Here is a 22,819-nt window from a genome sequence, read left to right on the forward strand (position 1 = left end):
ATTAAATAATGATAATCGTTGCATTCAATGCACCCGCTTGCTTCAAAGCTTCAAGTATAGCGACCAAATCTGCGGGAGTGGCACCCACCGCATTAATTGCTCGGACAATATCTTTTAATGAGGGCTTAGGGGCAAACACAAAGGTATGATGCGCCTTTTCCTGAACCTGTATTTGACTATCGGGAACAACCACCGTTCTTCCATTAGCAAAGGGATTCGGTTGAGAAACTTGCGGGTTTTCACTGATCGAAACGATCAAATTACCGTGGGATACTGCTGTAGGTTTCACATGAACCAGCTGTCCTATAACGATAGTCCCTGTCCTGGGATTGATAATTATCTTAGCTTCAGCCTCTCCAGGAGTAAATTCAATATTTTCCAAGACAGAGACATATTCCACGCGGTTGGACATTAATTTGGGGGCAGTTACCCGGACTGAGGTCGCATCAATCGCTCTCGCGGTCCCTGGCCCCATCATTTCATTAATTGCATCCATCATACGTCTTGCTGTTGTAAAATCGGGAGCATGTAAATTGTAAACAAGATTTCGCGACATATAAAATGGGTTAGGAATATCCGCTTCGACTGTCGCTCCATTGGGAATTCTTCCACCACTAGGAACGTTCACAGTAACGTTCGAACCATCCTGGCCTGATACTGAAAGCGCATCAACGATAATATTTCCTTGAGCCATGGCATAGACGCGACCGTCGGCTCCTTTTAAAGGAGTCATTAATAAAGTGCCGCCTCTTAAGCTTTTTGAGTCGCCAATGGAGGAGACATTCACATCCATTGTCTGCCCTTTTTTCATAAAAGAACTCAAATTGGCGGTTACCATCACTGCAGCAATATTTTTTGAATTAAGCTTCGTTCCCGGCGGAATATTAATCCCCATTTGAATCAACATATTGGCAAAACTTTCTTCGGTAAAGCGAGTTCCCGTTCTATCTCCAGTCCCATCAAGGCCTACCATTAATCCATAGCCCACCAATTGGTTAGTTCTTACGCCAGCGAGGGTGGCTAAATCTTTAATGCGTTCAGCCCACAATGACGAAGTCAATGTGCTGATAAGAATAGCAATAAGGGCCAAAAAAATTTTACGCATTAATTTATCCATAGATTAGGTTGGGTATATTGGTCCCCAGATAAAGCGAGAGAACCATCCCTGAGCATTCATATTGTTCAATTCACCAACCCCGCCATAAGCAATCCTTGCATTCGCAATTCGATCGGAGACGATTGTATTATCCGGCTTAATATCTTGAGGTCTAATAATTCCTGAAAGCCTTATGTATTCATCGCCCTGATTGATTTTGTACCACTTCTCACCTTGAACCATCATATTGCCATTAGACAAAACTTTAGAAACAGTGAGCGAGATGCTACCGAATAATTTATTATTTTGAATTTCTTGTCCTGTGCCATCAAATTGACGCATTGAATTCATATCAAAATCAAAGCTATAACCTCCAAATATGGATATAGGTCGACCAAAGAAGGTTTTATTCTTCATTTGGATCATGTCATTTTTTTGGCCTCGAGTACTTGCTTTCTTTTGTGCATCTGTTTTTTCAAGTAAGATCACCGTGATTATATCGCCCACATGTCTCGCCCTTGGTGTTTCGAAAAGAGGCAAAGCTGTTTCAGCATCATAAATAGCGCCATTGACATGGCGTATTTGTTTAGGATCAGGGGAGGTGGGATATGTAGGGCCATATTCTGGATGTGTACCTGGAAATGGAGGATTCAAGGCATCGCAACCAGTTAATGTTGAAATAATACATACACCCAATACACGGCGAAAATTAGTCATTGGCTCACTCAATTACAAAGTTTGGTTTAGATATTGCAACATGTTATCTACCGTCTGTATTCCTTTGGCATTGATTTCATAACTACGCTGAGCTTGAATCATATTGACCAATTCTTCAACAACATTAACGTTAGAAGCTTCTAATGAACCTTGCAAAAGTGTACCTAAACCTATGTTACCAGGGTTATCGGTTTGAACCGGCCCACTTGCGACGGTTTGGAGAAATAAATTTTGCCCCATTGGTTGCAGTCCCGCAGGGTTAATAAAGGTATTAAGCTGAATTACTCCTAACTGCGCTGGTGTATTATTTCCGGCCGTTAACACGTTAACTGTGCCATCTTGGCCAATAGTAATATTGAGCGCTTGTTGCGGGATAGTAATGGGGGGCTGGACCACAAAACCGCCCGGAGTAACCAATTGACCTTGAGAGTTGAGCTGAAAAGTACCATCTCTTGTATAGGCTTGAGTTCCATCAGGTAGTAATACCTGAAAAAAACCGGTTCCTTGGATGGCTACATCAAGTGGGTTTTGAGTATTGAGTATACCCCCCTCGCTAAATACCTTCTGTGTTGAAACCAGATGTACCCCGCTACCCATGTTTATTCCAGTGGGTATTTCGGTAGTCTGAGTCGCTTGGGCTCCGGCTTGAGTTAAATTTTGATAAATCAAATCTTCAAAGGTGGCTCGTGATTTCTTGAATCCCGTAGTGTTTACGTTAGCCAAATTGTTTGCAATATTTGCAATTTGTTTATCTTGTGCATCCAATCCCGTTTTACTAACCCATAACGCTGGTTCCATAGCTTTCCTTATCCCTAATTAAAAATGGAAACTCATAGCTGCAAAAGCTGTGCCAATTTTTGCGCGTTGCTATCGACAGCCCCTATCACTCTCATTCGCGAATTAAAATCCTGACCTGAATTTATCATAGATATCATTTGTTCTACAGGATTTACGTTAGAACCTTCTAAGGCACCTTTAACAATCGTAATTGAAGCGTCGGAGTCTACGGTTCCAGCTCGATTTAATTTCATCAAACCATCCACATCTTTATGAATCTGTTCATGTTTTAATTTAACCAGCTTTAGACGATCTAATACAACTACCTCGCTGGGAGGTCCATCAAATGGAACTATTGAGATTGTCCCATCGGTTCCAATCTCTATTCGCTGTGCTGGAGGTATAGAAATCGGACCGCCATCCCCTATAACGGGTCTATTTGATCCGGTAACTAACATTCCATTTTCGGTGACACGAAAATCCCCTGCTTTGGTAAAAGCCTCTTTACCCTTGGTATCTTGAACTACAAACCAGCCATTCCCCAATACAGCCACATCTAAATCTCTGCCAGTCGTCAGCAGCGGGCCATCAGAAAAATCCGTACCTGTTGGTTGATTTACGGCAAACGCCTCGCTCGATTGTACGGATCCAGTGACATATAAAGATTGAGCTTGAAATAAGTCGGCTTTGAATCCGGGTGAATTAATATTAGCCATATTATGGCCAAGTACGTTTTGACGATAAAAGTCAAGTTGCGAAGCATTCATTGAATTATATAAAACTGGATCCATTTTTAAACTCCTAACTCATTAGCTAATGTTTATAATAGTTTGAGTGACTGTATCACCGGCTCTAATCGTTTGAGCATTAGCCTGAAAATAACGCTGGGCTGTAATGAGATTGACTAATTCACTTGTCAAATCAACGTTTGATTCTTCAAGTGCACCCGACTGAATCAATCCCAGACTTGCAGTGCCTGGATTACCTACCAAAGCTTGCCCTGAGGCAGAAGTCTCGCCCCAGGTCGTATTTCCTAGAGGTTGCAGCCCATTGAGATTGGGGAAATTGGCGAGCTGCACCTGCCCCATGATTTGAGATTGTCCATTAGTATAACGACCGAACAATACCCCATCTTGATCGATAGATACACTATTTAATTGCCCTGTAGTAAAACCATTTTGCGTACTTGATTGCACTGCAAAAGGGCTACCGAATTGAGTACTGTTTGATAAATCGGCAGTAAAATTCAATGGATTTGCACCATTTGTTAAGGCCAATGTTAAGGGAATTGCATTATTAGCCAACGGCGTATTCGTTGTATCCGCAGCACCTGAGAAACTTCCATCGCTATTAAAATTAATACGATATAGATTGGCACTGTTTGTCGTACCTACGTTAGCAGGGACATTTTGATTGTCAATTTGGAAAGCTACATACCATTGGTTCTGCGTACCAGCAGGTGCAGACGCGTTGGGTGCTCCTGCGGCCGCAGTGGCATCAGCGCGAATAAAATAAGTGGATAACACATGAGAGTTACCTAAGCTATCGTAGATAGTGGAGGAAGTTACGTTATTATAAGTATCACTTGCAGGAGTAGCACCACCTGTCCAAGCCACAGTGGGTGGAGTAGAGTTGGCGTATAAATTTACCCCAGTGGTTACCGTTGAAGTGGCAAGTGGGTTAATATTCGCAGTATTAAGTTGTAAATTACCAGTGACACTGCCCAAAGTTCCATCAGCGTTCGCTAGTAAACCCGTTAAATTTTGATTAAAACTATTAACAAGAAATCCTTGATTATCAATAGAGAACGCACCGGCTCTCGTGTAAACAGGAGCTCCATTATCACTCAAAACAAAAAATCCAGAACCATTAATCGCAAGATCCAGACTATTATTAGTAAAGCTTAAATTACCTTGACTTAAAGACTGCTGCACACCGGCCAGATTAACCCCATTCCCAATGGTATTGGTGCTACCAAAAAAACTATTGGCATAGACATCTGCAAACAATGCTCGTGAACTTTTAAAACCAGTTGTAGAAGAGTTGGCGATATTATTACCCACCACACCTAAATCACTGGTTGCAGCTTGCAGTCCACTAAGTCCTGTACCAAATATAGTCATGTTGCCTCCTGCATTAATAAAGTTCTATTAGCTTATTATTTTTCGCTAACAGAGAAATCGCTAGTTGGTAATCTGTTTAACATCGTTGAGTGATACAGTACCTACTCCTGCTACATTTAATTTAACACCTTCCCCATTTTGACCTAGGCTAACACTATCCACATTAGCTGCAGTCATTGCTTTCAAGGCCACTTCTTTTCCAGAATAGATACCACTTACTTTGATTGAATACTTCCCGCCCGGCATATGTTCACCTTTTTGATTTAAACCATCCCAGGAAAAAGTATGAAAACCTGCGCCATGCTGACCAAGAGGAATTTTGCGAACCAAGGCCCCTGAGTCTGAATAAATCGAAGCCATTAAATTATCTACAGACGCCGGCAGTTCAACTGCAGCCTTAGCTTCGCCTTGTTCGAGATTGAAACTGTCACTATCTACTAACACTTTGCGGCCTACTAGAGAAGAGGCTTGTAATGCTTGGTTAGATTGTAAAGAAGAAGCGAGTTGTTGGATGGATTCTTGCATTTTAGTAATCCCATCATTCGTACTAAATTGTGCTAACTGCCCTAAAAAATCACCATTCGCTTTAGGTTCCAAGGGATCTAGATTTTGTGCTTGAGCAACCATTAGTTTTAAAAAATCTTTCTGCCCCAAACTTTTAGATTGGCCAGCCCCCATTTGTCCTAAAGTTGAATTAGCATTACTGACTGCATCCACTGCCATAATTTGCTCCTTACTCACCTAACTGAAGTGTTCTTTGTATTAATTGTTTTGTGGTATTAAGCACACTAACACCCATCTCATACGCTCTAGAAGAAGAGATGATGTTAGCCATTTCCTCTACTGAATTAATGTTTGGCGCATAAACAAAACCCTCTTTATCAGCTAGAGGATGATTAGGTTCAAAACGCTTAACAGCATCCGTATTACTTTCATAAACACCGGATAAAGCAACACCAGCTTTTGTTTGGCTATCCATCCATTGCTGAGCTTCTTCTTGTACTGCAGTAAAAATAGGATATTGTGCGCGATAAACCTCATCAGCGCTGCCAGTAACCACATCGGCGTTACTCATATTAGAAGCACTAGTTTTTAATCGTGCAGTTTCAGCGACAAGAGCTGAACCAGAAATATCGAATATATTATTTAATGACATTTTTATTCACCTTTCAGAGCAGTCATCATTGATTTAATTTTATTATCTAGAAAAGTTAGGCTAGCCTGATAAGCAACAGCATTCTTAGTAAAGGCAGTTGTTTCTAGATCTTTATCCACTGTATTTCCATCAAGTGTCATATGACTAGGCATACGATATTTAAGTTGACCTTCAAAATTGCTTTGGCCATTAATATGATTAGGAGTATCGGTAGCTAACTGCTGGGAAGAAGAGGACATGGCCTGCCCTAGCACCTCATTAAAATCAATATCTCTTGCCTTATAATTCGGCGTATCGAGGTTTGCCAAATTATTTGCAAGCTGCGAGGTACGCTGATCGCGCAAAATTAATGCTTTAGCATGAATACCAAGATAACTATCTAAATCGAAAGCCATTTTTACTCCCTGTTTAAACGACCTTTGCAACAAAGCAAATGTTGTGCCAATTGTTTGGAAATTTTAAATATTTCACAATATTTATCATTAATGGCGTAATTGCAGGATGAGCCTTGGATCCACAATTCAACCATACAACAATAATTCTTACTATTATTAACAAATCTGAGCTAAAATAGCACCCAAACCTTGATTTAGCCTTTTGATTCAATGATTGGGGGATGTAATGGAAAAAGAAATAACTGATTTACCCGACAATGCCATCGAACAAGTTAAAGCTTATCTTCTCAATCTTCAGGACACGCTTTGTAAATCTTTATCGACAATTGATGGCCAAGGTCAATTTAGCGAAGAAAGCTGGACGAGACCCCTTGGCGGTGGCGGCATTACCCGCATTTTAAATGAGGGAAAAATATTTGCCAAGGCCGGTGTCAATTTTTCGCAGGTATCAGGCGAGCAATTACCTTCTTCAGCTACCGCTCATCGTACTGAATTAGCAGGTTGTCGTTTTAGTGCTTTAGGCGTGTCAATTGTCATCCATCCTGAAAATCCTTATATTCCCACCGCTCATGCCAATGTGCGCTTTTTTATTGCCGAAAAAGAAAACACTCCACCTATTTGGTGGTTTGGTGGCGGTTTTGATTTGACCCCTTATTATGGTTTTCGCGAAGATTGTAAACACTGGCATCAAGTAGCTCATCAAGCCTGTGAACCTTTCGGCAAAGATCTCTACCCTCGCTTTAAAGCCTGGGCTGACGATTATTTTTATTTAAAACATCGACAAGAGGCCCGTGGAATTGGGGGCTTATTTTTTGATGATTTTAACGAGGAAGGCTTCATTAACAGTTTTGGTTTTATGAAAAGTATCGGTGACCATTTTAGCAAAGCTTATGAACCAATCGTTATCAAGCGCAAAGAACTAGCTTACGGCCCTAGAGAAAAAATGTTTCAGCTTTATAGACGGGGACGCTATGTGGAGTTTAATTTAGTTTACGATCGGGGAACACTTTTTGGCTTGCAATCAGGGGGGCGGACAGAATCTATTTTAATGTCATTACCTCCTGAAGTTCATTGGGAATACAATTGGCATCCTGAAAAAGAGAGTATAGAAGAAAGTTTATATACTGATTTTCTTCCTCCCAGAGATTGGTTGAACGATTAGCCAATTGATAACCGTTCAGAGAGTATGCGTAAATCGGAAACCTAGCATAAGTTAGTATGCGAGGCTTCCGAAGTTTTTTTTCGCGCAAAATGTGCAAATAAGCCTGGGTTAATGGAACTCGAACGCTTACGCCAATTGAGCTCTGGCTTGCATCGTCAATAATAGCCATAACATTAGCGCGGCAACTGCATTTAATACCGCCAAAATAAAGAAAACCATCGCAATTCCCACATTTAAATGCAGCAGCAATACCACGATAAAAGTCCCACAAACCATAAACAACGCGTTGACAATGTTATTAGCGGCAATTGTCCGTGCCCGTGCCCCTTCATCGCTACTTATTTGTAAATAAGTATAAAGTGGTACTACAAACAATCCAGCACAAAAAGAAAAAAAGAAAAAATCGAATATGATTCGCAGGCTTGATAGCTTTAGGAAAAATTGCCCAAAAGTCTGCAGGGGCATTTCTTCAGTGAGCACAGGAGAAGCTAAATACAAATCAATGGCGAATAAGGAGCACATCAACATTGCAAGGGGAACATAACGTAAAGTGATTCTACTGCCTAAGAAATAACCAATTGAAAGTGCCCCTAAGGCAATACCCGAGGAAAATAAAGAAAGAAATACGGCAAATACTGAAGTATCTGCGCCCAATACATAGCGAGTATAATCAGGCAACTTGGTCAACATTACTGCACCTATCAACCAGAACCAAGAAATAGCTAAGATGGCTGGAAGTAAGCGGTCATTCTTTAGTACATCCTTTAACATCACTTGAGTTGCTCGCCAAATTTTCCAATCTATTTGCAAGTTTTTGCTCTTTGATGAAGCCGCAGGAATATAGCAACTTGTCATAAAGCCTAATAGGGCAATTAAATTGGTAATCAAAATAGCATAACTAACATGGCTTATCGTTGTCCCAATCGCGAGAGCGCCCAAGGTGGTGCCCAAAAGTATTGCCAAAAAGGTACTTGCCTCAACTAATGCCGTTGCGCCTAGCAACTGATCTCGAGATAAATGATCTGGCAAAATAGCATATTTTATCGGCCCAAAAAAAGTCGAATGAATACCCATTCCCGTTAAACAAAGCAGTAGCAAGCTGATACTTCCCCGACTCAGTGCAAAACCGCCAACAACCATCAACAGAACTTCGAATAACTTAATTAATTTAGTCATCAACGCTTTGTCATACTTATCTGCTAATTGACCTGCCGTGGCTGAAAATAGAAAAAAAGGCAAAGTAAATAAAGCGGCAGCGATAGCTTGATAATATTCTGATTGCCCTTGCGAAGTACTCAAATGATAACTGATCAACGTTAGCATGGATAATTTAAACGCATTATCATTAAAAGCGCTAAAAAATTGAGTCAAAAATAAGGGTAAAAATGTTCTCTTATTCAACAGATATATTGCAAGACTTGCCATTAAAAATGAAACTCCTGATTTGTTTACCAGCAAAGGTAATCAGAAAGCCGATTGAAGTCAAATTCTCTGATAAATAATTTCAGCGCAATTAGCGAACTCCTGTTAAATGTCTAAGGTAGACAGATGATACAAAAAGCAGATAAATTGCTTTAAATATATGCAAAACTATCATACACTGAGGCATCTTAATTACTAGCTGAGATTTTTATGGCGTTACGTCGCGGTTTTTCATTTGACTGGGATGGAAGCACGGCTCCCGGAGGCTGTGATGATATTTTTGCTGTCCCTGAGAACATTCTTTTGATAAAAGGAATAAAAGACAGCAATCCTCGTTACAAAGAAACCCATGTTTTTATCAATTCAAATCGCCAATCCGTCCGGGACGACAATGCAAACTCAGGCGCGAATAAAAATGGTTCTTGTTATCCAAGAATTCAAGAATTAAGCAAGGAAATAGGAGCTACGTTTCACCCTCTCTTATTGACAGATATTTATAATGATTTGGAAGATGGAGAAACCTTTAAACAAGCCCTCACGCTTTTAGATCAAAGCCAAAAAGACTATGTGCAAGAGCGAGTTCGCGCGACAAATCCTCCGGATTGGTTACATGATAGCAGCAAACTCTCAATTCTTCTTGCACAAGTACACCTAATGGCTTCAGAACACCCAGAAGATAAGTTCCACTTTTATTTTCTTGATGATAGGAAGGATATTTTGGATGGATTAGCTGCTTTTTTCGCTATTAAAGAAAATCGTAAACTACTTCCATATAACCTAGAAGAATTTTATTTGATTCCCCACCCTTCAATAAGAAAGGAACCTGATAATAGCTTGCAGAACAAAGCGGATGGCTTGGAAGACAAAGAAAAGGAGAGTGAGTTTTTAACTGTCATAGAAAACGAAAGCCCTCCTTCGCTCACTGATAAAAAGGAAGAGCAAGACGATTATATTTCCTATGCTCCTATAGCCGGTGAAGGTGAAATTCGGTTTGATTATCGTCAAATGATAAAAACGATGGCTGCCGTATGCATCGAATCAAAAAAATTCCAAGAGTCAGATCCTACTGATCAGGATGCCAATCAAGTAAGAAATTATGAACAAGCAAAACGAGGTGGTTTTACTCTAACTTCAACCATGAATTTTGTGCGCGATTATGTGTTCGGCAAGGAGCCTAAATCCTTACCCGAGCCAACCGAAAAGTTTAAAAGACTAGCTCCCGCCTCATTACCCTTACCCGCTGCTTCCTCACCAACTGCTGTTTCACCAAAGAAAGGTATATTAAATTCAATCTTTCACCCTCTCCACCGCAAAGAAAAAGAAAAAGATAAGGGTAAAGAAAAAGAGCAAGAAAAAGGGAAAGGGAAAGATAGAAGGAAAGAAAAAAACAAAAAAGAAAAGCATGAGGCGAGGGAAAAAAAGGAAACAGGAAATTTACAAAACAGGTTGAACAGAGATTTAAAAAATAGGTTTGTGGAGAAAGAGAAAAAGCAAGCAGCACAATCTGTCAATCCGGGAATAGGTTCTAAAGAAGTGACTCAAGGCCCAATAGCACCCGTGCCTAATGGCAGTTTTTTCTCAGGGTCAAGAGCACGTCATCCAGATGCGCCACCGACTAGTTCGACTACGCTTAGCAATCATCGCGGGGGAACAAATTAGGAAACCTGCTCCGCTTTATCCTCTACAGCCCTTTTGCTCAATGAAGCAATAATTTTTTCCAGGCTATGTCGATGCGGTTCAGTCTGCTCGATGATAGCCTTAGCACGCTGCTCGCAATAATCTTTGACTTCTCTGTCCGGTAAGATGTAAAAAGTATTATTCTTCACTTCACGAATGATATGCTCAGCTACATCAAGCGCAGGGCGGCTACGCGCTACCAATTCAGCAACCATATGATGCAATTTATCGGTGTGTAAAGGAGTAGAGTTGGTAAGCAAAGATGTATTGGCAAAAGAAGGACAAACTACTGACACATCAACCGGTTTGTTTAAACGCTGTAAATCAAAATAAAGCGATTCAGAAAGTGCAACCAGCGCATGTTTAGACATTGCATAAGCTGCCATTTGCGAGCCACTGCATAAGCCATAAAAACTGGCCATGTTGATCACATGAGAACGATGTGTTTGTTTAAACATTAAGGGCAGGAACGCTTGCAAACCATGAATTGCTCCATGCAAATTAATGTCCATGACTCTACGAATATGTTCGCTGGTTAATTCCCATATCGGCGCAAGATGCCCACTAATTCCTGCATTATTAAATAACCAGTCAACCCGATTAAACCGTTCGTAGGTTTGTTTTGCTAAATGCCTCAGACTTTCCGGTTTAGTAACATCACAAACGACGCCTAAAACCTCCGCTCTAGCTTGGTCACTCAATTGTTCGACTTTATCGCAAAGCGCGGTCACGGCATTATCGGCCATAACGACATGAATACCTTGTTGTAAACAAATCTGAGATAAAGCTAAACCAATACCGCTTGCAGCGCCTGTGATCACTGCAACGCGTTGACTAGAATCCATCCCAACCTCCCCCGAAAATAACCTAAATTCGATACCTACCCTAGCTACAATAAAATCGCTTGGATATAAAATTGATATCACTAATGTGTGGGTTCTTCATAAATGATGTACTTATGCGAGAGCCAGTGGTCTATTCGAGCAAGACACTGGAATAAGACGAGTGGATGATAACGATTCTGCTAGTCGGTGGTCAAGAAAAATAGAAGCACGAAGTCAGGCGGGATGCCTGACTTTCACAAGGTATTATTGTTCATCAGCAACGACAACAACATCTTGTGCTTTGAACCCTTTAGGACCTTTATCGAGGATAAAAGTTACTGGATCATTTTCGTGTAATGTCTTAAAACCAACACCCTGTATGTCCTTATAATGAACAAATATATCGTCACCTTGTTGATTAACGATAAATCCAAATCCTTTTTTTTCATTGAACCACTTTACGTGGCCAGTTTCTCTTTGCGACATTCACTATCCCCTTTACGAACACTTCTATCATCTACAATAGTAGAGCGAACATTTCCAGCATCCATTCTAGTTCAAATCGCGGACAACTGATAACAGAGTACCGCAAACATAGCTAAATTTGCGCTACAATGGATACCTCACAATGCCGGAATCAACCAAGCATGTGATTAGCATAACAGTTTTTTGTTGATTGTTAACGATTTTTTTTTAAAATCGTTAAGCACTCAGCGATTTCAATTATTTTTGGGGAGCTTAGATGGATACTTCTAAAGAAGCGTTTATTCGCCTTTCCTTAGATTGCCAAGTCTTAAAATTTGGCGAATTTACTTTAAAATCGGGTCGGAAAAGCCCCTATTTTTTTAATGCCGGTCTTTTTTATCAAGGAGAAGCTTTACGACAGCTGGGATATTTTTACGCGAAAACGTTAATCACTAACAATATTCGTTTTGAGCATTTATTCGGACCCGCCTATAAAGGACTACCTTTAGCTACTGCAACCGCAGTCGCTCTAGCGGAATCAGGCATTAACACCACAGTAACCTTCAATCGCAAAGAGACAAAAGATCATGGCGAGGGTGGAAAACTCATCGGCGCTCCCCTGCATGGCAAAACGGTCATTATTGACGACGTCATTACTGCCGGAACCGCTTTTCGTGAGGCTCAATCCTTGATTAAAGAACAGGGAGGTCAGCTTGAATGTGTAGTGATTGCTCTCGATCGCTGTGAACGCGGTCAAACCAATCAATCCACCCTCAAGGAGATTGAAGCACAGGGTATTCGAGTATTGTCAATTATTACGCTTTTTGATTTGATTGAATATCTGAAAAAAAATGAACAGTTTCAGGACGTTGAGCGCTTGCTCGCTTATCAGAAGGAATATGGTTGTTAGATTTGTTCTGCTGATGGCTAGGTTGAGCCTTGGCCCAACCTAGCTAGCTTAGCACTTAGTATGAGGCAGAGTTCCCCATTAACCTCATCTTAATAGGCAGCAATATCAATCGTTTTTATCTTATAATTTGTTTCTTTATTATCTCTTAATACAGTCAGAGTAATCGCTTCACCAACTCTAATATTAGACAGTAAATTATAAAGAGCATCGTAGTTTTTAACTGGATGACCATTCAAAGCGGTAATAATGTCACCTAAATGTATTCTTCCCCAGCTATCCCGATGAGTCCCTCGCAAACCAATTCGCGCTGCAGGTGTATTAGGTATAACATCGGCGATTAAAATTCCTTTATCAATCCCAAAACGTTTTGAAATACTAGGCCCAACCCACTGTATACCAATCCCTGATAACACTACCCTACCGTTTTTAATAATTTGCGGGACGATGCGAGCAATATCATCCGCAGGTACTGCAAAGCCAACTCCTGCTGAAGAACCAGAATTAGAATAAATCGCTGTATTCATTCCGATTAATCGCCCTTTACTATCTAATAAAGGACCTCCGGAATTACCCGGATTGATAGAAGTGTCTGTCTGAATCATATCTCGTATCGCTACCCCACCTGCGCCTGGAACTTGACGCCCTAATGCTGAAATAACACCTACTGATAAACTATGATCAAGACCAAATGGATTACCAATTGCAATTGTTTTTTGTCCAACTAACAATTCATTAGTGCGTGCCAATTCAAATGGGACAAAAGACTTAAGAAGCCCCAAGGCTTTGGGTGATTTGATTTTTAAAATTGCAATATCTTTACGAGGCTCGGAACCAATAACCTTAGCGGGTACTGTCATATTTCCAATACTAATTGCTAAATTATCAGCACCATTTATCACATGAAAATTAGTTACTATATGACCTTGATCATCCCAAATAATTCCTGAGCCCGCACCTGCTGGTACTTGCGTGCGCTCTAAAGAATGATTAATAACCGTTGTTAACCGGTGAACATAAACGACTTTGGGAGAAAATTTTTGAAAAATTTCAATTGTATTTCTTTCATTAGGTAATAATTCATCAACTGTCGCACTGTAAGAAGACGTTGCAACAAAACTCGCGCAGCAAACTAAAAATGACACTAACCCTTTAAATTTCATGTGAAACTCCATACCTAAAATCATAATGCTTTATTGCAGTGAAACTAAAAAAGTGATTATAAACAAGTAATTCTAGCAATTTTACAAAAAAGCAATCAATTATATTCCCGCACATTATTTTTGCAAAATAACGCTCACGAAAAAATCATTGCGAACACACAATGGCTCAACTGGATGAATTATGCCTTAAGTGAACCAAAATAGACACATAAAAATTGTACAATTATTTGAAGTACGAAATTAAACGGACTATTTATCAGGCCAGCAAGGCGAGTAAATATGCCTAACTGTCTGAATTTTTGATAAAAAACAGCACTATGGATTAGCTAAGCCAATCCTCAGTGCAAATGAACTAATTGAGTATGAGTTTCTATTGAAAAATAACGTTTAAATGTTTGATAAGAATCCACCATAGGCCATTCCTCAGCTCTATCACACATACGCTGCATTTCGGCTTCAAATATTGGTCGATAGTTAGTCTTAAGAAAGGGTTCTATATCCATCAAATTGCTAAAGTTTTTTATGACTACAGTCGCATTTTCAGCCAAATGGGATAAATTAATACGTTCTAACACGTCTGCAAAATCAACTTGCTCTTCAACGGCTGATTTTAGCCATTTCAGTAAAACAGAACGAGGCTTAACTCGTAATAATTGTCGTCCCCGAGCTAATGCCGGCTCCATTAAGACAATGTGAGAATGTAGTTCAAATTTAAAACAGCATAGAAAATCAAGAAAACTCCCTTCAATATCATTACGAGCGTCTTCTCCTAACCAGCGACTGATTTCATAGCGAAACATTGTGGTAAAATGATTCTCAATTTCATTTAGTGTATCTTCGTCATTATTGTGTTTGGCAATAACATATGCAGTATTATCAATTTGTAACAGACGTAATTCTGGCAATACAACGTCGGGTAATTGCGCTGCAAGAAAAGACAAAAAAACACGGGTAGGCTTGAGAATTATAATTTCCCATTGACTCGATTGCATGACGCGCTCCTTGATCTTATTGACTCATCCTGAGTACAACTGAAAAGTAAAATCAACGTCTTTTCTCCCCAACTTTTTCGAGGGAAGGCTATCAGATTAACTCTCTCCAAAAACAATGGCAAGATACTTTTTTTATTTTTTATTTAGATAAATAACTTGACAAAAAAAACTAACATTATTTCCTATACCTAAGATTTTCTTTCATTTAGAACCGGTCCTGCGACCATTGGAGGATTCGGGAATGCGGTGTGAGAGAGGGCTTTTTTCTGAAGTTATAAAGAAGATGCGAACTGAGTATACTAGAAGATTGCGAGAACCGAGTACGTCCATTCATTTGCAGACAACTTGACATACTGTTAGTTATCTATATGCTTGTGCGTTTTACCTGTTGTTATCCAAATCATGAAAGTCCTGAAGAAACTTCTTGTTGGCCTTCTGACCCTCCTAGTAGTCACTATGATTGCTCTTTGGGCTCTCGCAAAGACCGTAAGTCCAGACATTATAAAGAATTATGTTAGCTCTCAGTTAAGTAGCTTAACCCAGCAAGAAACTAAGGTTGAGGGTGAAATATCCTGGCAAGTATTTCCGCGTCCTGGAATCAAAATCACCCAAGTATTAATTGGAAACGAGCAGGATCAAACTAGCTATTCAGCAAAATTAGAAAATTTATTATTTAACTTAAAAATTACCCCTTTATTGCGTGGAAAACTGGTATTTAACGAGCTAAATGTAGATGGGTTTAAAATCTATGTCAATCCAGAAGCAACCTCATCCGCAGTCAAAACTATAAAGCCCAAAGAGAATAGTGGTGAAGTAAAAAATAGTCTTGCCGAGCAGTTTGCTATAGAGCGTTTCATGTTAAGTCATGGGCAAGTGGTTATTCAGCAAAATCAAAAAATAACTACCCTCTCAGGATTACAGATTGGTGCAGAACAATTCAACTTTCAACACACCACTTTTCCCTTGCAATTTAAAACCAATCTCGAAATTACCGAATCGCAAGAAAAGGTATTAAAAACACAAATTAATTTTAAAGGAAGTACCAGTCTATCGCTTAGTTTATTCTCTAATCCACTAATGTCGCTGCAAAATACTCCTTTAGATGGGCAATTATCTTTGCAAAATACTAGGTTAAAGCATTTTAAAATAGCTAAAATTAGCGCGCGTACTAGAACGAAACCTGGCGTATTATTGTTAAACCCATTAACTTTTAATTTATACAATGGTGAATCCGTTGGTGATCTTCATTATGAATTTGCTAGTAAAAAACTTATTCTAAATCAAACGGCTACAAATTTAGAAAGTTCCAAACTTATTAAAGATTTATTCAATAAAATCTTATTTAAAGGTAGCCTTGATTTTTCAATCCATGCCCAAGCAAATTTACAACATCCAGATTGGCTAGATCACCTCACTGGAAACGGTAGTTTAACCATTAAAGATGGAATTATTGAAGCCATTAATTTGGATAAAGTTATCGAAGAAACCAACAATAAGATAGCCAATTTACTGGCTACCAACGAAGCGGACATGCAGCATGTTTTAGAGTTAGGGCAATTTAATAATCCCGAGTTTTTTAAAGGTGGCACACGTTTTAATTTACTGACCTTTCAATATCTTTTACAAAATTCAAAATTGGAAAGTAATTCGTTAGTTCTACAAACTGATAAATTACAGTTAAAAGGTGAAGGATACTTAAATTTAAAAGATGAGAATTTGGATAGTCGTTTATTTGCAAAAGTTATCACTCAAGATAGCCAAATAGAGAAAATTCAACTAATGCTAGGTGGTAATTTCCCGATTCTGGTTAAAGGCACATTAACCGAACCAACGGTCTCACCTGATCTTCAAAAAATTAACCCTTTACTTAACAAAGCTTGGTTCGCAAATACCCTCACTAAGCCTGTGAAAACAATTGAAAAAACGATAAAGACAATCATCACCCCAACAAAGTCTCTGCTGCCTAATGAGGTGTATCCTATTAATTCTGGTTGGGCTAAGCCCTGAGGTATCGTCACTTTTTTGGAATAATATTTCGAGCAAATCCAGTGTTTTACTGAACCGTTCAGCCTGAGGAGGAGCGCCAGCGACGTCTCGAAGGCCTGTCCTGAGGCTCTCGAAGGACTCAGCCCGAACGGATCGAGCTACTGATTGGAGCAACACCTATTTTTGTTCAAAAAAAATGAAGATACCTGAGGCCAAGCCCCAACCCTATACCGAATAAAAATAACGTCTAGGAATAATTAATGCTGGAAGAGCAATTCACAATCCCTTTACTTAACTGGTTTGATCATTATGGTCGCAAAGATTTACCCTGGCAACATCCCCGCACAGCATATCGAGTGTGGATTTCTGAAATTATGTTGCAACAAACTCAAGTTAAAACGGTCATCCCTTATTTTAATCGATTTATAAGCAATTTTCCTGATATAGAACAGCTTGCGAATACTGATGAAGATAGGGTTTTAGCGCTATGGTCTGGACTTGGATATTATAGTCGGGCTCGTAATATCCATAAGACAGCTAGAATTATTTGTGAAAATTATCAAGGCGAATTTCCCACTCATTTACCAACCCTTTTACTCTTACCAGGAATTGGCCCATCAACCGCTGCAGCGATCACTTCACAAGCTTTTGAGCAACCTACTCCTATATTAGATGGGAATGTTAAACGTGTACTCTGTCGTTATTTCCTAGTCGATGGTTGGCCCGAACAGAGTGCAGTGAAGCAAAAATTGTGGCGCTTCGCTGAACAATGTATGAGGACAGAACGCTGTGCTGATTATACGCAAGCAATTATGGATCTAGGGGCTACTTGTTGTACAACTAGAAATCCCAACTGCACTCAATGCCCCTTGCAAAAAACCTGTTTAGCCAAACTCCAAGATAAGGTCATGCTCTATCCACATAAAAAAATAAAAAAAACCATACCAATAAAGCAACAACAATTTTTGCTGTTACACAATGTGGAAAATCAAATTTACCTTGAAAAAAGACCACCTACTGGCATTTGGGGCGGACTTTGGTGTCTGCCGGCTATAGATGTTGAAGCTTGCCCCAAAGATTATATTGAAAAAAATTATGCAGTGCATAGTCTAGGCGCACAAGAGTTGCTTACTATGAGACATACTTTCAGTCATTTTCACTTAGACATTAAAGCATTAGCTTTTCAAACAGTCTGCAATAGCAACCTTATAGCTGAGCAGCCAGGTAAATGGTTTGCCGCTGCGGAAATTGGTGAGTTAGGGCTTTCTAAACCGGTGAGTAGTATCATCAAGCATTTTTTTAGTCTTTAAAAAATTTTTTGAAGATTGGACGTTGCATGATTGAATCAAAGCAAGCAACTGACTTTCAAAGATAGTTGCTACGATAGCTCCACGCTCTCTAATTCATCCTCTTCACGACGGTTATTCATGGCCATGACTATCAACAATGCACCTGCTATGAGTAATAAACAAATCTCACCTACATACAATTGAGTCACAGGCGCATTTTTCCATTGAGCCAAAATATAATAGAACATAATGATTATCGCTCCCGACATAGAGTTGAACAATGATTGCACTCTACCTTGGTAATCAAGCTCCGTCATTTCTTGGGCAAGAGTTGTCAATAATGCCCAAGAAGAAAAGGCAAATCCAATGAAGAAATGATAAAAAATGGCCCAGGATACACTCTGAGTGTGGCTAAATAAGTAAAACGCAACAATTCCTATTAAAACTTGAGCAAAAATGACCCTTAAAAGAGAAAAAACACTTGCTAGCCATGGACTCAAAAATCCACCCACTACAATTCCAGCAGAAAGCATAGCCTCTAGCCAACCAAATTGCACTACAGAACTGTGTAGCACTGATTTTGCGAAAGGAGCGAGCAGTACGGGTGCTGTCATATAGCAAATAAAGAATAACCCTTGAATTAAATAAATTAACAGCACAGGAACACGCTCGAAAATGTAACGTCCGCCTTGTAAGAACTGTTGGAAAAAAGATTCGCGCTGCTCTTCTTGTTTATCCGCTCGATAAGAAATTCGCCAAAGGAAAAGCGTAGCAAATAAATAGGTTAATCCGTTTAAAGCAAAACAAGTGGCAAAAGAAGTTCCAGCAAGAATTAACCCTGCTCCTCCCATTCCTAATACAGCCCCTATTTCATAAGCCGTATCCACCATAGCATTCGCATAAAGCAAATCATCTTCTGTATTAACAATTTCGCGCACAAACGTCATCGCTGCTGGAATATAAGCAGCCAATAAAGTCCCGAGTACAGTGGCCAAGCAATAAATAGCGAAAGGACTTATTTGATTTTGATAAGCAATAAAGGCGAAACTAAATAAACAGATTGCCCGCAAGCCATTTGTAACCAGTAATAATAATTTGCGATTCCAGCGATCAGCAATTACGCCTAGAAATGGACCAAGTAGAACATTTGGCAGCCAAAAACAAGCCATTAAAATAGCTGTGGAAACTACTGAGGCATCAAAGCGCATCAATGCCCAAATCATAATAATGTAAGTAAGACCATTACCAAACATGGCCAAAGCACAGCTTAGTGTGAAGTGTCTAAATGCGGCATGTCGAAAAAGGTCGTATTGTTTGCTAAACATAATAAATCATCTTAAAAGTTATTTAGCAAAGCGATGGGTAATGACGCGATACTAAACTAGATAAGGGAAAGTGAATTAGACGCCTGGGTCTCTGATATTTTGGTCATAGAAGGCAATAAACCGGGCTTAAAATAGAAAAAATTCATCTCTAGACTCCATCTTGTGATGCTCACATCATATCACATAGCCAACAATATGAAAATATTTTGAACACTAAAAAACCTTGCTTTGTTATTGTATTAAAAGCTAAATCCAGTATTATCCTACTGCTAATAATTATTGAGATACGGCATTATGATTATAGTAACCCTTGTATTAAGTCTTATTGCCTTATTATGGTCAGCGAATCATCTTGTCTCCGGTGCTTCAGGTGTTGGCCTGTATTACAATCTTCCGCCTTTGTTAGTAGGCTTAACTTTGGTCGCTTTAGGCACTTCTGCACCCGAGATTATGGTGGCTATTAGTGCATCTATTGAGGGTTATACCGATATTGCTATTGGTAATGCAATCGGAACTAACATTGCTAATATTGGCTTAGTGCTAGGCTTAACCGCGCTTTTAAAACCGCTAAAAATACAATCATCGCTATTTCACCGTGAATTTCCTTTGCTTTTTTTGGTGATGCTTTTTACTTATTCGATAATGCTCAATGGCTATCTTAATGTTTTGGATGGTTGTTTGTTTTTGCTAGCATGCATTGCTTTAATTCTTTATTTTATTTTTCTCACTCGGCAACATCGTCCGCAAAAACAATTAGCGGTGGAGTTTAAAAACGCTAATCTACGCAAACGTTCTTTTAGGCTTCATCTCACTAGTCTTATTGTTGGTATCATTGTTTTGCCAATTAGTTCTCGATATCTAGTTAATAGTTGCGTCGCATTAGGTCATTGGCTTGGCGTCAGTGATTTATTTATGGGGTTAACGGTGGTCGCTATTGGTACTTGTTTACCTGAACTGGTCACTTCGATTGTAGCTGCCGCGAAAGGCGCTGACGACATTGCCGTTGGAAATATTCTTGGCTCGAATATGTTTAACTTACTTGCGGTAATGATCTTTCCAAGTCTTATTCATCCCGCAGCTATTAGTCACGCTGTCTTATGGCGCGATATACCCGCAATGTTTATTACCACTTTGGTGCTTTTATGGATCAATTATCACAATAAGCAAAAAATCTCGCGTTGGCATGGAGGGGTTTTAGTTCTCGTCTACTGCTGCTATATGCTCTCATTGCTTATCAGTGCATCCAGCTCCTAACGAGGGTAGGCCGTATTTGATACGAATAAATATCAATCTAGGAAACCTGAGCAATTACCAAATTTTAATATTCGCCAGGAACATCTTGATAAATTAAGGCATCCAAAGGATCTTTTGAAACGTTGCGTGGTGGTGGATGTCTTAAAATTTTAACTGCTTTAATTGCATCGGGCTGTCCGGCTTTGGCAGCGCGCTTGATCCAAAGCCAAGCCTGCTCTCTGTTTTCGATAACTCCTTGACCATAATAATACATATAGCCTATTGCATATTGTGCATCGGGCTGCCCTCTATCTGCTTCTGGCTTTAAATGAATAAAAGCCTCTCGATAGTTTTGCACGCGAAAGCATTCTATACCCTGTCTAAAATTGGAATCTCTAATTCTCATCACACAAGCCACTTCGGGCAAGGTCAGACATAACAACAAAGCCAGCTGCAACACAAAACGCATAGATTTTATTCCCCAATCAAAGGCTTCGCCGGACCATCGAAGATTAATTCATTTTTGGGCAAACTTAAACTCTCAAGAGCACCATTATGTAAAACAACGACACCTTGAGCAGAAATATGTTTAATTAAAGCCCCCCCAGGTAGGGTATCACCCACAACGTAATATTTTTCTTCTCCGTTATTTGTTCGAATAATAACCTGTGAATTCTCTTCTTTATCAGAAAACATGATCCCAACCACTTGCACATCAAGCATGGATTGTTTTATCTCAGCATCGGATAAATTCGCTGGCACATAATCACCAAATAACGCGCCAGTAAAAAGAGGCGAATTAGGCTGAATTAAATTTTGTGGAGTGACGATTTTTGCAGGTTGATTGGTGATTTTTGCTTGTTCAGTAGAGCGAAACCCATAAATAATTTCCCAGATAAAAGCAAAAAAAGCTAACAAAAAAACGAGACTTGCAGCCAATTTTTTGGGTTCGTTAAAATCTAATAGAAAAAATTTTGTCTGTTTCATTGTTCCAATATTCAAGTTAGCATGATTTTTGCCTACAACTTAATACTTAGGCTGCTTGAGTATAACAATCAATTCGAGGAAACAACATGCAAGTAAACCAAGAACAACCTCATATACAACTAGCGATCATGTCACGTTGGTACGTTGTCTCTCGAGCAATCCATACTGTAGCAAAGCTTGGCCTTGCTAACCACATGTCATTGCAACCAACAAAAATAAACGATTTGGCTGAAATGACAAGCACTAACTCTGAATTATTAGAGCGTTTATTAAAATTTCTCAGTGCTTATAATCTTTTTAAACGTGAAAATGATGCTTATGCGCTCACTGAATTGTCAATGCCTCTGCGTGACGATGCAGCCAATTCGATTCGCGATGTTTTATGTATGGTCGATGATAGCTGGTGGCGAGCATTCTCCTCGCTTGACGCAAATTTGAAAACAGGTATTTCGGCGTTTACGCTTGAGCATGGCGATGATTTTTTCAGCTATTTAAGCAAACATCCAGAAAAACAAAGTAATTTTGACAAAGGAATGGCTAAATTATCCACCTTTGACGACAATGCAATTGCGCAAGTCTATCCCTTCTCTCAATTTTCAAAGGTCATTGATATGGGAGGCGGGCGCGGAGGATTAATCAAAGCCCTTGCGCATAACTATCCAGATTTACAGCTAACCCTATTTGACACACCCGCTGTGATTGAACAACTTAATCAGAATGATTTTCCCGCAAATGTAGAGTTAGCTGCAGGCGATTTTCTTGCTCATGTGCCTCAAGCAGATGCTTACCTTTTTAAAGGAGTTCTGCACGATTTTAATGACAAATTTATGCACCATATTTTGAGTAATTGCCATAAGCAAATGCCTCGCAATTCAACCCTTTTTATCGCTGAACAAGTTTTGCCTGATCATGAGCTTCCGCATCCTAATAAAACCATGGATATTGTGATGATGGTTCTTCTAGGAGGACGGCAGCGAACGATTGGTGAATGGCAAAAATCAATCGAACCTTCGGGGTTTCGTTATGTGGATAGTTATAAAACGAACACGCTTTTTACTTTGATGGCTTTTGAGCCTAAGAAATAATATCGTGTCTAATTCGTTATTGCGAACAAGGTGAAGCA

The 22,819-nt window shown here is 39.5% G+C and carries 23 protein-coding genes; 7 read left to right on the plus strand and 16 right to left on the minus strand.

All coding sequences use genetic code 11. The features are described 5' to 3' along the window. Window position 1 precedes the first annotated feature (1 nt). The 8 genes from Ldro_RS09395 to flgB are packed head-to-tail and all read right to left on the minus strand — an operon-like array spanning window position 2 to window position 6,264. The gene (locus Ldro_RS09395; protein ID WP_058496169.1) at window positions 2-1,105 is read right to left on the minus strand and encodes a flagellar basal body P-ring protein FlgI; all 1,104 of its coding nucleotides are present in this window, start codon (window positions 1,103-1,105) and stop codon (window positions 2-4) included. Window positions 1,106-1,120: 15 nt separating this feature from the next. Further along, window positions 1,121-1,813 carry a flagellar basal body L-ring protein FlgH gene (locus Ldro_RS09400; protein ID WP_058496170.1) on the minus strand — a complete coding sequence of 231 codons (693 nt, stop codon included), beginning with the start codon at window positions 1,811-1,813 and terminating at the stop codon, window positions 1,121-1,123. A gap of 12 nt (window positions 1,814-1,825) precedes the next feature. Continuing rightward, window positions 1,826-2,611, minus strand: a complete 786-nt coding sequence (gene flgG / locus Ldro_RS09405; protein ID WP_058496171.1) for a flagellar basal-body rod protein FlgG — start codon at window positions 2,609-2,611, stop codon at window positions 1,826-1,828. Window positions 2,612-2,643: 32 nt separating this feature from the next. After that, window positions 2,644-3,381: a flagellar basal body rod protein FlgF gene (locus Ldro_RS09410; RefSeq protein ID WP_058496172.1), complete on the minus strand. Its 738-nt coding sequence runs from the start codon at window positions 3,379-3,381 to the stop codon at window positions 2,644-2,646. Window positions 3,382-3,399: 18 nt separating this feature from the next. Then, window positions 3,400-4,713: a flagellar hook protein FlgE gene (gene flgE, locus Ldro_RS09415; protein WP_058496173.1), complete on the minus strand. Its 1,314-nt coding sequence runs from the start codon at window positions 4,711-4,713 to the stop codon at window positions 3,400-3,402. A gap of 60 nt (window positions 4,714-4,773) precedes the next feature. Beyond that, window positions 4,774-5,436 (minus strand): flagellar hook assembly protein FlgD, encoded by a 663-nt coding sequence (locus Ldro_RS09420; RefSeq protein ID WP_058496174.1) that lies wholly within the window; start codon window positions 5,434-5,436, stop codon window positions 4,774-4,776. 10 nt (window positions 5,437-5,446) lie between these two features. Continuing rightward, window positions 5,447-5,869 (minus strand): flagellar basal body rod protein FlgC, encoded by a 423-nt coding sequence (gene flgC / locus Ldro_RS09425; protein ID WP_058496175.1) that lies wholly within the window; start codon window positions 5,867-5,869, stop codon window positions 5,447-5,449. Window positions 5,870-5,871: 2 nt separating this feature from the next. Beyond that, entirely contained in the window at window positions 5,872-6,264 is a 393-nt protein-coding gene (gene flgB / locus Ldro_RS09430) for a flagellar basal body rod protein FlgB (protein ID WP_058496176.1), read from the minus strand. A gap of 226 nt (window positions 6,265-6,490) precedes the next feature. On the opposite strand from flgB, the gene hemF reads away from it, so the two are divergent. After that, window positions 6,491-7,426, plus strand: a complete 936-nt coding sequence (gene hemF / locus Ldro_RS09435) for an oxygen-dependent coproporphyrinogen oxidase (RefSeq protein ID WP_058496177.1) — start codon at window positions 6,491-6,493, stop codon at window positions 7,424-7,426. Window positions 7,427-7,552: 126 nt separating this feature from the next. Here the strand turns inward: hemF and Ldro_RS09440 are convergent, their stop codons facing one another. Then, window positions 7,553-8,851, minus strand: coding sequence for an MFS transporter (locus Ldro_RS09440; RefSeq protein ID WP_058496178.1), 1,299 nt, complete (start codon window positions 8,849-8,851; stop codon window positions 7,553-7,555). 207 nt (window positions 8,852-9,058) lie between these two features. On the opposite strand from Ldro_RS09440, the gene Ldro_RS09445 reads away from it, so the two are divergent. Further along, on the plus strand, window positions 9,059-10,507 hold the full coding sequence (locus Ldro_RS09445; RefSeq protein ID WP_058496179.1) for a hypothetical protein: 1,449 nt from the start codon (window positions 9,059-9,061) through the stop codon (window positions 10,505-10,507). Here Ldro_RS09445 and Ldro_RS09450 read toward each other — a convergent pair. Both Ldro_RS09450 and Ldro_RS09455 read right to left on the minus strand, forming a co-directional pair. Continuing rightward, window positions 10,504-11,370 carry an SDR family NAD(P)-dependent oxidoreductase gene (locus tag Ldro_RS09450; RefSeq protein ID WP_058496180.1) on the minus strand — a complete coding sequence of 289 codons (867 nt, stop codon included), beginning with the start codon at window positions 11,368-11,370 and terminating at the stop codon, window positions 10,504-10,506. The two genes, Ldro_RS09445 and Ldro_RS09450, sit on opposite strands and share 4 nt — an antisense overlap. 243 nt (window positions 11,371-11,613) lie before the next feature. Further along, a complete protein-coding gene (locus tag Ldro_RS09455; RefSeq protein WP_058496181.1) occupies window positions 11,614-11,835 on the minus strand; it encodes a cold-shock protein in 222 nt (73 codons plus the stop codon). A gap of 256 nt (window positions 11,836-12,091) precedes the next feature. Here Ldro_RS09455 and pyrE point away from each other — a divergent pair, with 256 nt between their 5' ends. Beyond that, complete coding sequence (gene pyrE, locus Ldro_RS09460) at window positions 12,092-12,724, plus strand: orotate phosphoribosyltransferase (protein ID WP_058496182.1); 633 nt, start codon at window positions 12,092-12,094, stop codon at window positions 12,722-12,724. 89 nt (window positions 12,725-12,813) lie between these two features. On the opposite strand, the gene Ldro_RS09465 is transcribed toward pyrE, so the two are convergent. Both Ldro_RS09465 and Ldro_RS09470 read right to left on the minus strand, forming a co-directional pair. Continuing rightward, window positions 12,814-13,884 carry a S1C family serine protease gene (locus Ldro_RS09465; protein WP_131764302.1) on the minus strand — a complete coding sequence of 357 codons (1,071 nt, stop codon included), beginning with the start codon at window positions 13,882-13,884 and terminating at the stop codon, window positions 12,814-12,816. Between the two features lie 338 nt (window positions 13,885-14,222). Beyond that, window positions 14,223-14,876, minus strand: a complete 654-nt coding sequence (locus Ldro_RS09470; RefSeq protein WP_058496184.1) for a hypothetical protein — start codon at window positions 14,874-14,876, stop codon at window positions 14,223-14,225. 402 nt (window positions 14,877-15,278) lie between these two features. Here Ldro_RS09470 and Ldro_RS09475 point away from each other — a divergent pair, with 402 nt between their 5' ends. Both Ldro_RS09475 and mutY read left to right on the plus strand, forming a co-directional pair. Beyond that, window positions 15,279-16,883 carry an AsmA family protein gene (locus Ldro_RS09475; protein ID WP_083497948.1) on the plus strand — a complete coding sequence of 535 codons (1,605 nt, stop codon included), beginning with the start codon at window positions 15,279-15,281 and terminating at the stop codon, window positions 16,881-16,883. A 239-nt stretch (window positions 16,884-17,122) separates the two neighbouring features. Beyond that, window positions 17,123-18,172, plus strand: a complete 1,050-nt coding sequence (gene mutY / locus Ldro_RS09480) for an A/G-specific adenine glycosylase (RefSeq protein WP_058496186.1) — start codon at window positions 17,123-17,125, stop codon at window positions 18,170-18,172. A gap of 68 nt (window positions 18,173-18,240) precedes the next feature. Here the strand turns inward: mutY and Ldro_RS09485 are convergent, their stop codons facing one another. Continuing rightward, the gene (locus Ldro_RS09485) at window positions 18,241-19,476 is read right to left on the minus strand and encodes an MFS transporter (RefSeq protein ID WP_058496187.1); all 1,236 of its coding nucleotides are present in this window, start codon (window positions 19,474-19,476) and stop codon (window positions 18,241-18,243) included. A gap of 294 nt (window positions 19,477-19,770) precedes the next feature. Between Ldro_RS09485 and Ldro_RS09490 the strand changes: the two genes are divergently transcribed. Next, complete coding sequence (locus tag Ldro_RS09490) at window positions 19,771-20,730, plus strand: calcium/sodium antiporter (protein WP_058496188.1); 960 nt, start codon at window positions 19,771-19,773, stop codon at window positions 20,728-20,730. Window positions 20,731-20,794: 64 nt separating this feature from the next. On the opposite strand, the gene Ldro_RS09495 is transcribed toward Ldro_RS09490, so the two are convergent. Together Ldro_RS09495 and Ldro_RS09500 are read right to left on the minus strand one after the other, a co-directional pair. Continuing rightward, complete coding sequence (locus Ldro_RS09495) at window positions 20,795-21,115, minus strand: tetratricopeptide repeat protein (protein WP_338011195.1); 321 nt, start codon at window positions 21,113-21,115, stop codon at window positions 20,795-20,797. 68 nt (window positions 21,116-21,183) lie between these two features. Beyond that, window positions 21,184-21,696: a type II secretion system protein N gene (locus tag Ldro_RS09500; protein ID WP_058496189.1), complete on the minus strand. Its 513-nt coding sequence runs from the start codon at window positions 21,694-21,696 to the stop codon at window positions 21,184-21,186. Window positions 21,697-21,782: 86 nt separating this feature from the next. Between Ldro_RS09500 and Ldro_RS09505 the strand changes: the two genes are divergently transcribed. Beyond that, window positions 21,783-22,781 carry a methyltransferase gene (locus tag Ldro_RS09505; protein ID WP_058496190.1) on the plus strand — a complete coding sequence of 333 codons (999 nt, stop codon included), beginning with the start codon at window positions 21,783-21,785 and terminating at the stop codon, window positions 22,779-22,781. The last annotated feature ends 38 nt before the right edge of the window (window positions 22,782-22,819 follow it).

The sequence above is a fragment of the Legionella drozanskii LLAP-1 genome (assembly GCF_001467585.1).
In the GTDB taxonomy this organism is placed as follows: domain Bacteria; phylum Pseudomonadota; class Gammaproteobacteria; order Legionellales; family Legionellaceae; genus Tatlockia; species Tatlockia drozanskii.

Coding starts and splice junctions, on each gene's coding strand:
- Ldro_RS09395 (WP_058496169.1), bottom strand. CDS start 1,105: ATGCGTAAAATTTTTTTGGCCCTTATTGCTATTCTTATCAGCACATTG.
- Ldro_RS09400 (WP_058496170.1), bottom strand. CDS start 1,813: ATGACTAATTTTCGCCGTGTATTGGGTGTATGTATTATTTCAACATTA.
- flgG (WP_058496171.1), bottom strand. CDS start 2,611: ATGGAACCAGCGTTATGGGTTAGTAAAACGGGATTGGATGCACAAGAT.
- Ldro_RS09410 (WP_058496172.1), bottom strand. CDS start 3,381: ATGGATCCAGTTTTATATAATTCAATGAATGCTTCGCAACTTGACTTT.
- flgE (WP_058496173.1), bottom strand. CDS start 4,713: ATGACTATATTTGGTACAGGACTTAGTGGACTGCAAGCTGCAACCAGT.
- Ldro_RS09420 (WP_058496174.1), bottom strand. CDS start 5,436: ATGGCAGTGGATGCAGTCAGTAATGCTAATTCAACTTTAGGACAAATG.
- flgC (WP_058496175.1), bottom strand. CDS start 5,869: ATGTCATTAAATAATATATTCGATATTTCTGGTTCAGCTCTTGTCGCT.
- flgB (WP_058496176.1), bottom strand. CDS start 6,264: ATGGCTTTCGATTTAGATAGTTATCTTGGTATTCATGCTAAAGCATTA.
- hemF (WP_058496177.1), top strand. CDS start 6,491: ATGGAAAAAGAAATAACTGATTTACCCGACAATGCCATCGAACAAGTT.
- Ldro_RS09440 (WP_058496178.1), bottom strand. CDS start 8,851: ATGGCAAGTCTTGCAATATATCTGTTGAATAAGAGAACATTTTTACCC.
- Ldro_RS09445 (WP_058496179.1), top strand. CDS start 9,059: ATGGCGTTACGTCGCGGTTTTTCATTTGACTGGGATGGAAGCACGGCT.
- Ldro_RS09450 (WP_058496180.1), bottom strand. CDS start 11,370: ATGGATTCTAGTCAACGCGTTGCAGTGATCACAGGCGCTGCAAGCGGT.
- Ldro_RS09455 (WP_058496181.1), bottom strand. CDS start 11,835: ATGTCGCAAAGAGAAACTGGCCACGTAAAGTGGTTCAATGAAAAAAAA.
- pyrE (WP_058496182.1), top strand. CDS start 12,092: ATGGATACTTCTAAAGAAGCGTTTATTCGCCTTTCCTTAGATTGCCAA.
- Ldro_RS09465 (WP_131764302.1), bottom strand. CDS start 13,884: ATGAAATTTAAAGGGTTAGTGTCATTTTTAGTTTGCTGCGCGAGTTTT.
- Ldro_RS09470 (WP_058496184.1), bottom strand. CDS start 14,876: ATGCAATCGAGTCAATGGGAAATTATAATTCTCAAGCCTACCCGTGTT.
- Ldro_RS09475 (WP_083497948.1), top strand. CDS start 15,279: ATGAAAGTCCTGAAGAAACTTCTTGTTGGCCTTCTGACCCTCCTAGTA.
- mutY (WP_058496186.1), top strand. CDS start 17,123: ATGCTGGAAGAGCAATTCACAATCCCTTTACTTAACTGGTTTGATCAT.
- Ldro_RS09485 (WP_058496187.1), bottom strand. CDS start 19,476: ATGTTTAGCAAACAATACGACCTTTTTCGACATGCCGCATTTAGACAC.
- Ldro_RS09490 (WP_058496188.1), top strand. CDS start 19,771: ATGATTATAGTAACCCTTGTATTAAGTCTTATTGCCTTATTATGGTCA.
- Ldro_RS09495 (WP_338011195.1), bottom strand. CDS start 21,115: ATGAGAATTAGAGATTCCAATTTTAGACAGGGTATAGAATGCTTTCGC.
- Ldro_RS09500 (WP_058496189.1), bottom strand. CDS start 21,696: ATGAAACAGACAAAATTTTTTCTATTAGATTTTAACGAACCCAAAAAA.
- Ldro_RS09505 (WP_058496190.1), top strand. CDS start 21,783: ATGCAAGTAAACCAAGAACAACCTCATATACAACTAGCGATCATGTCA.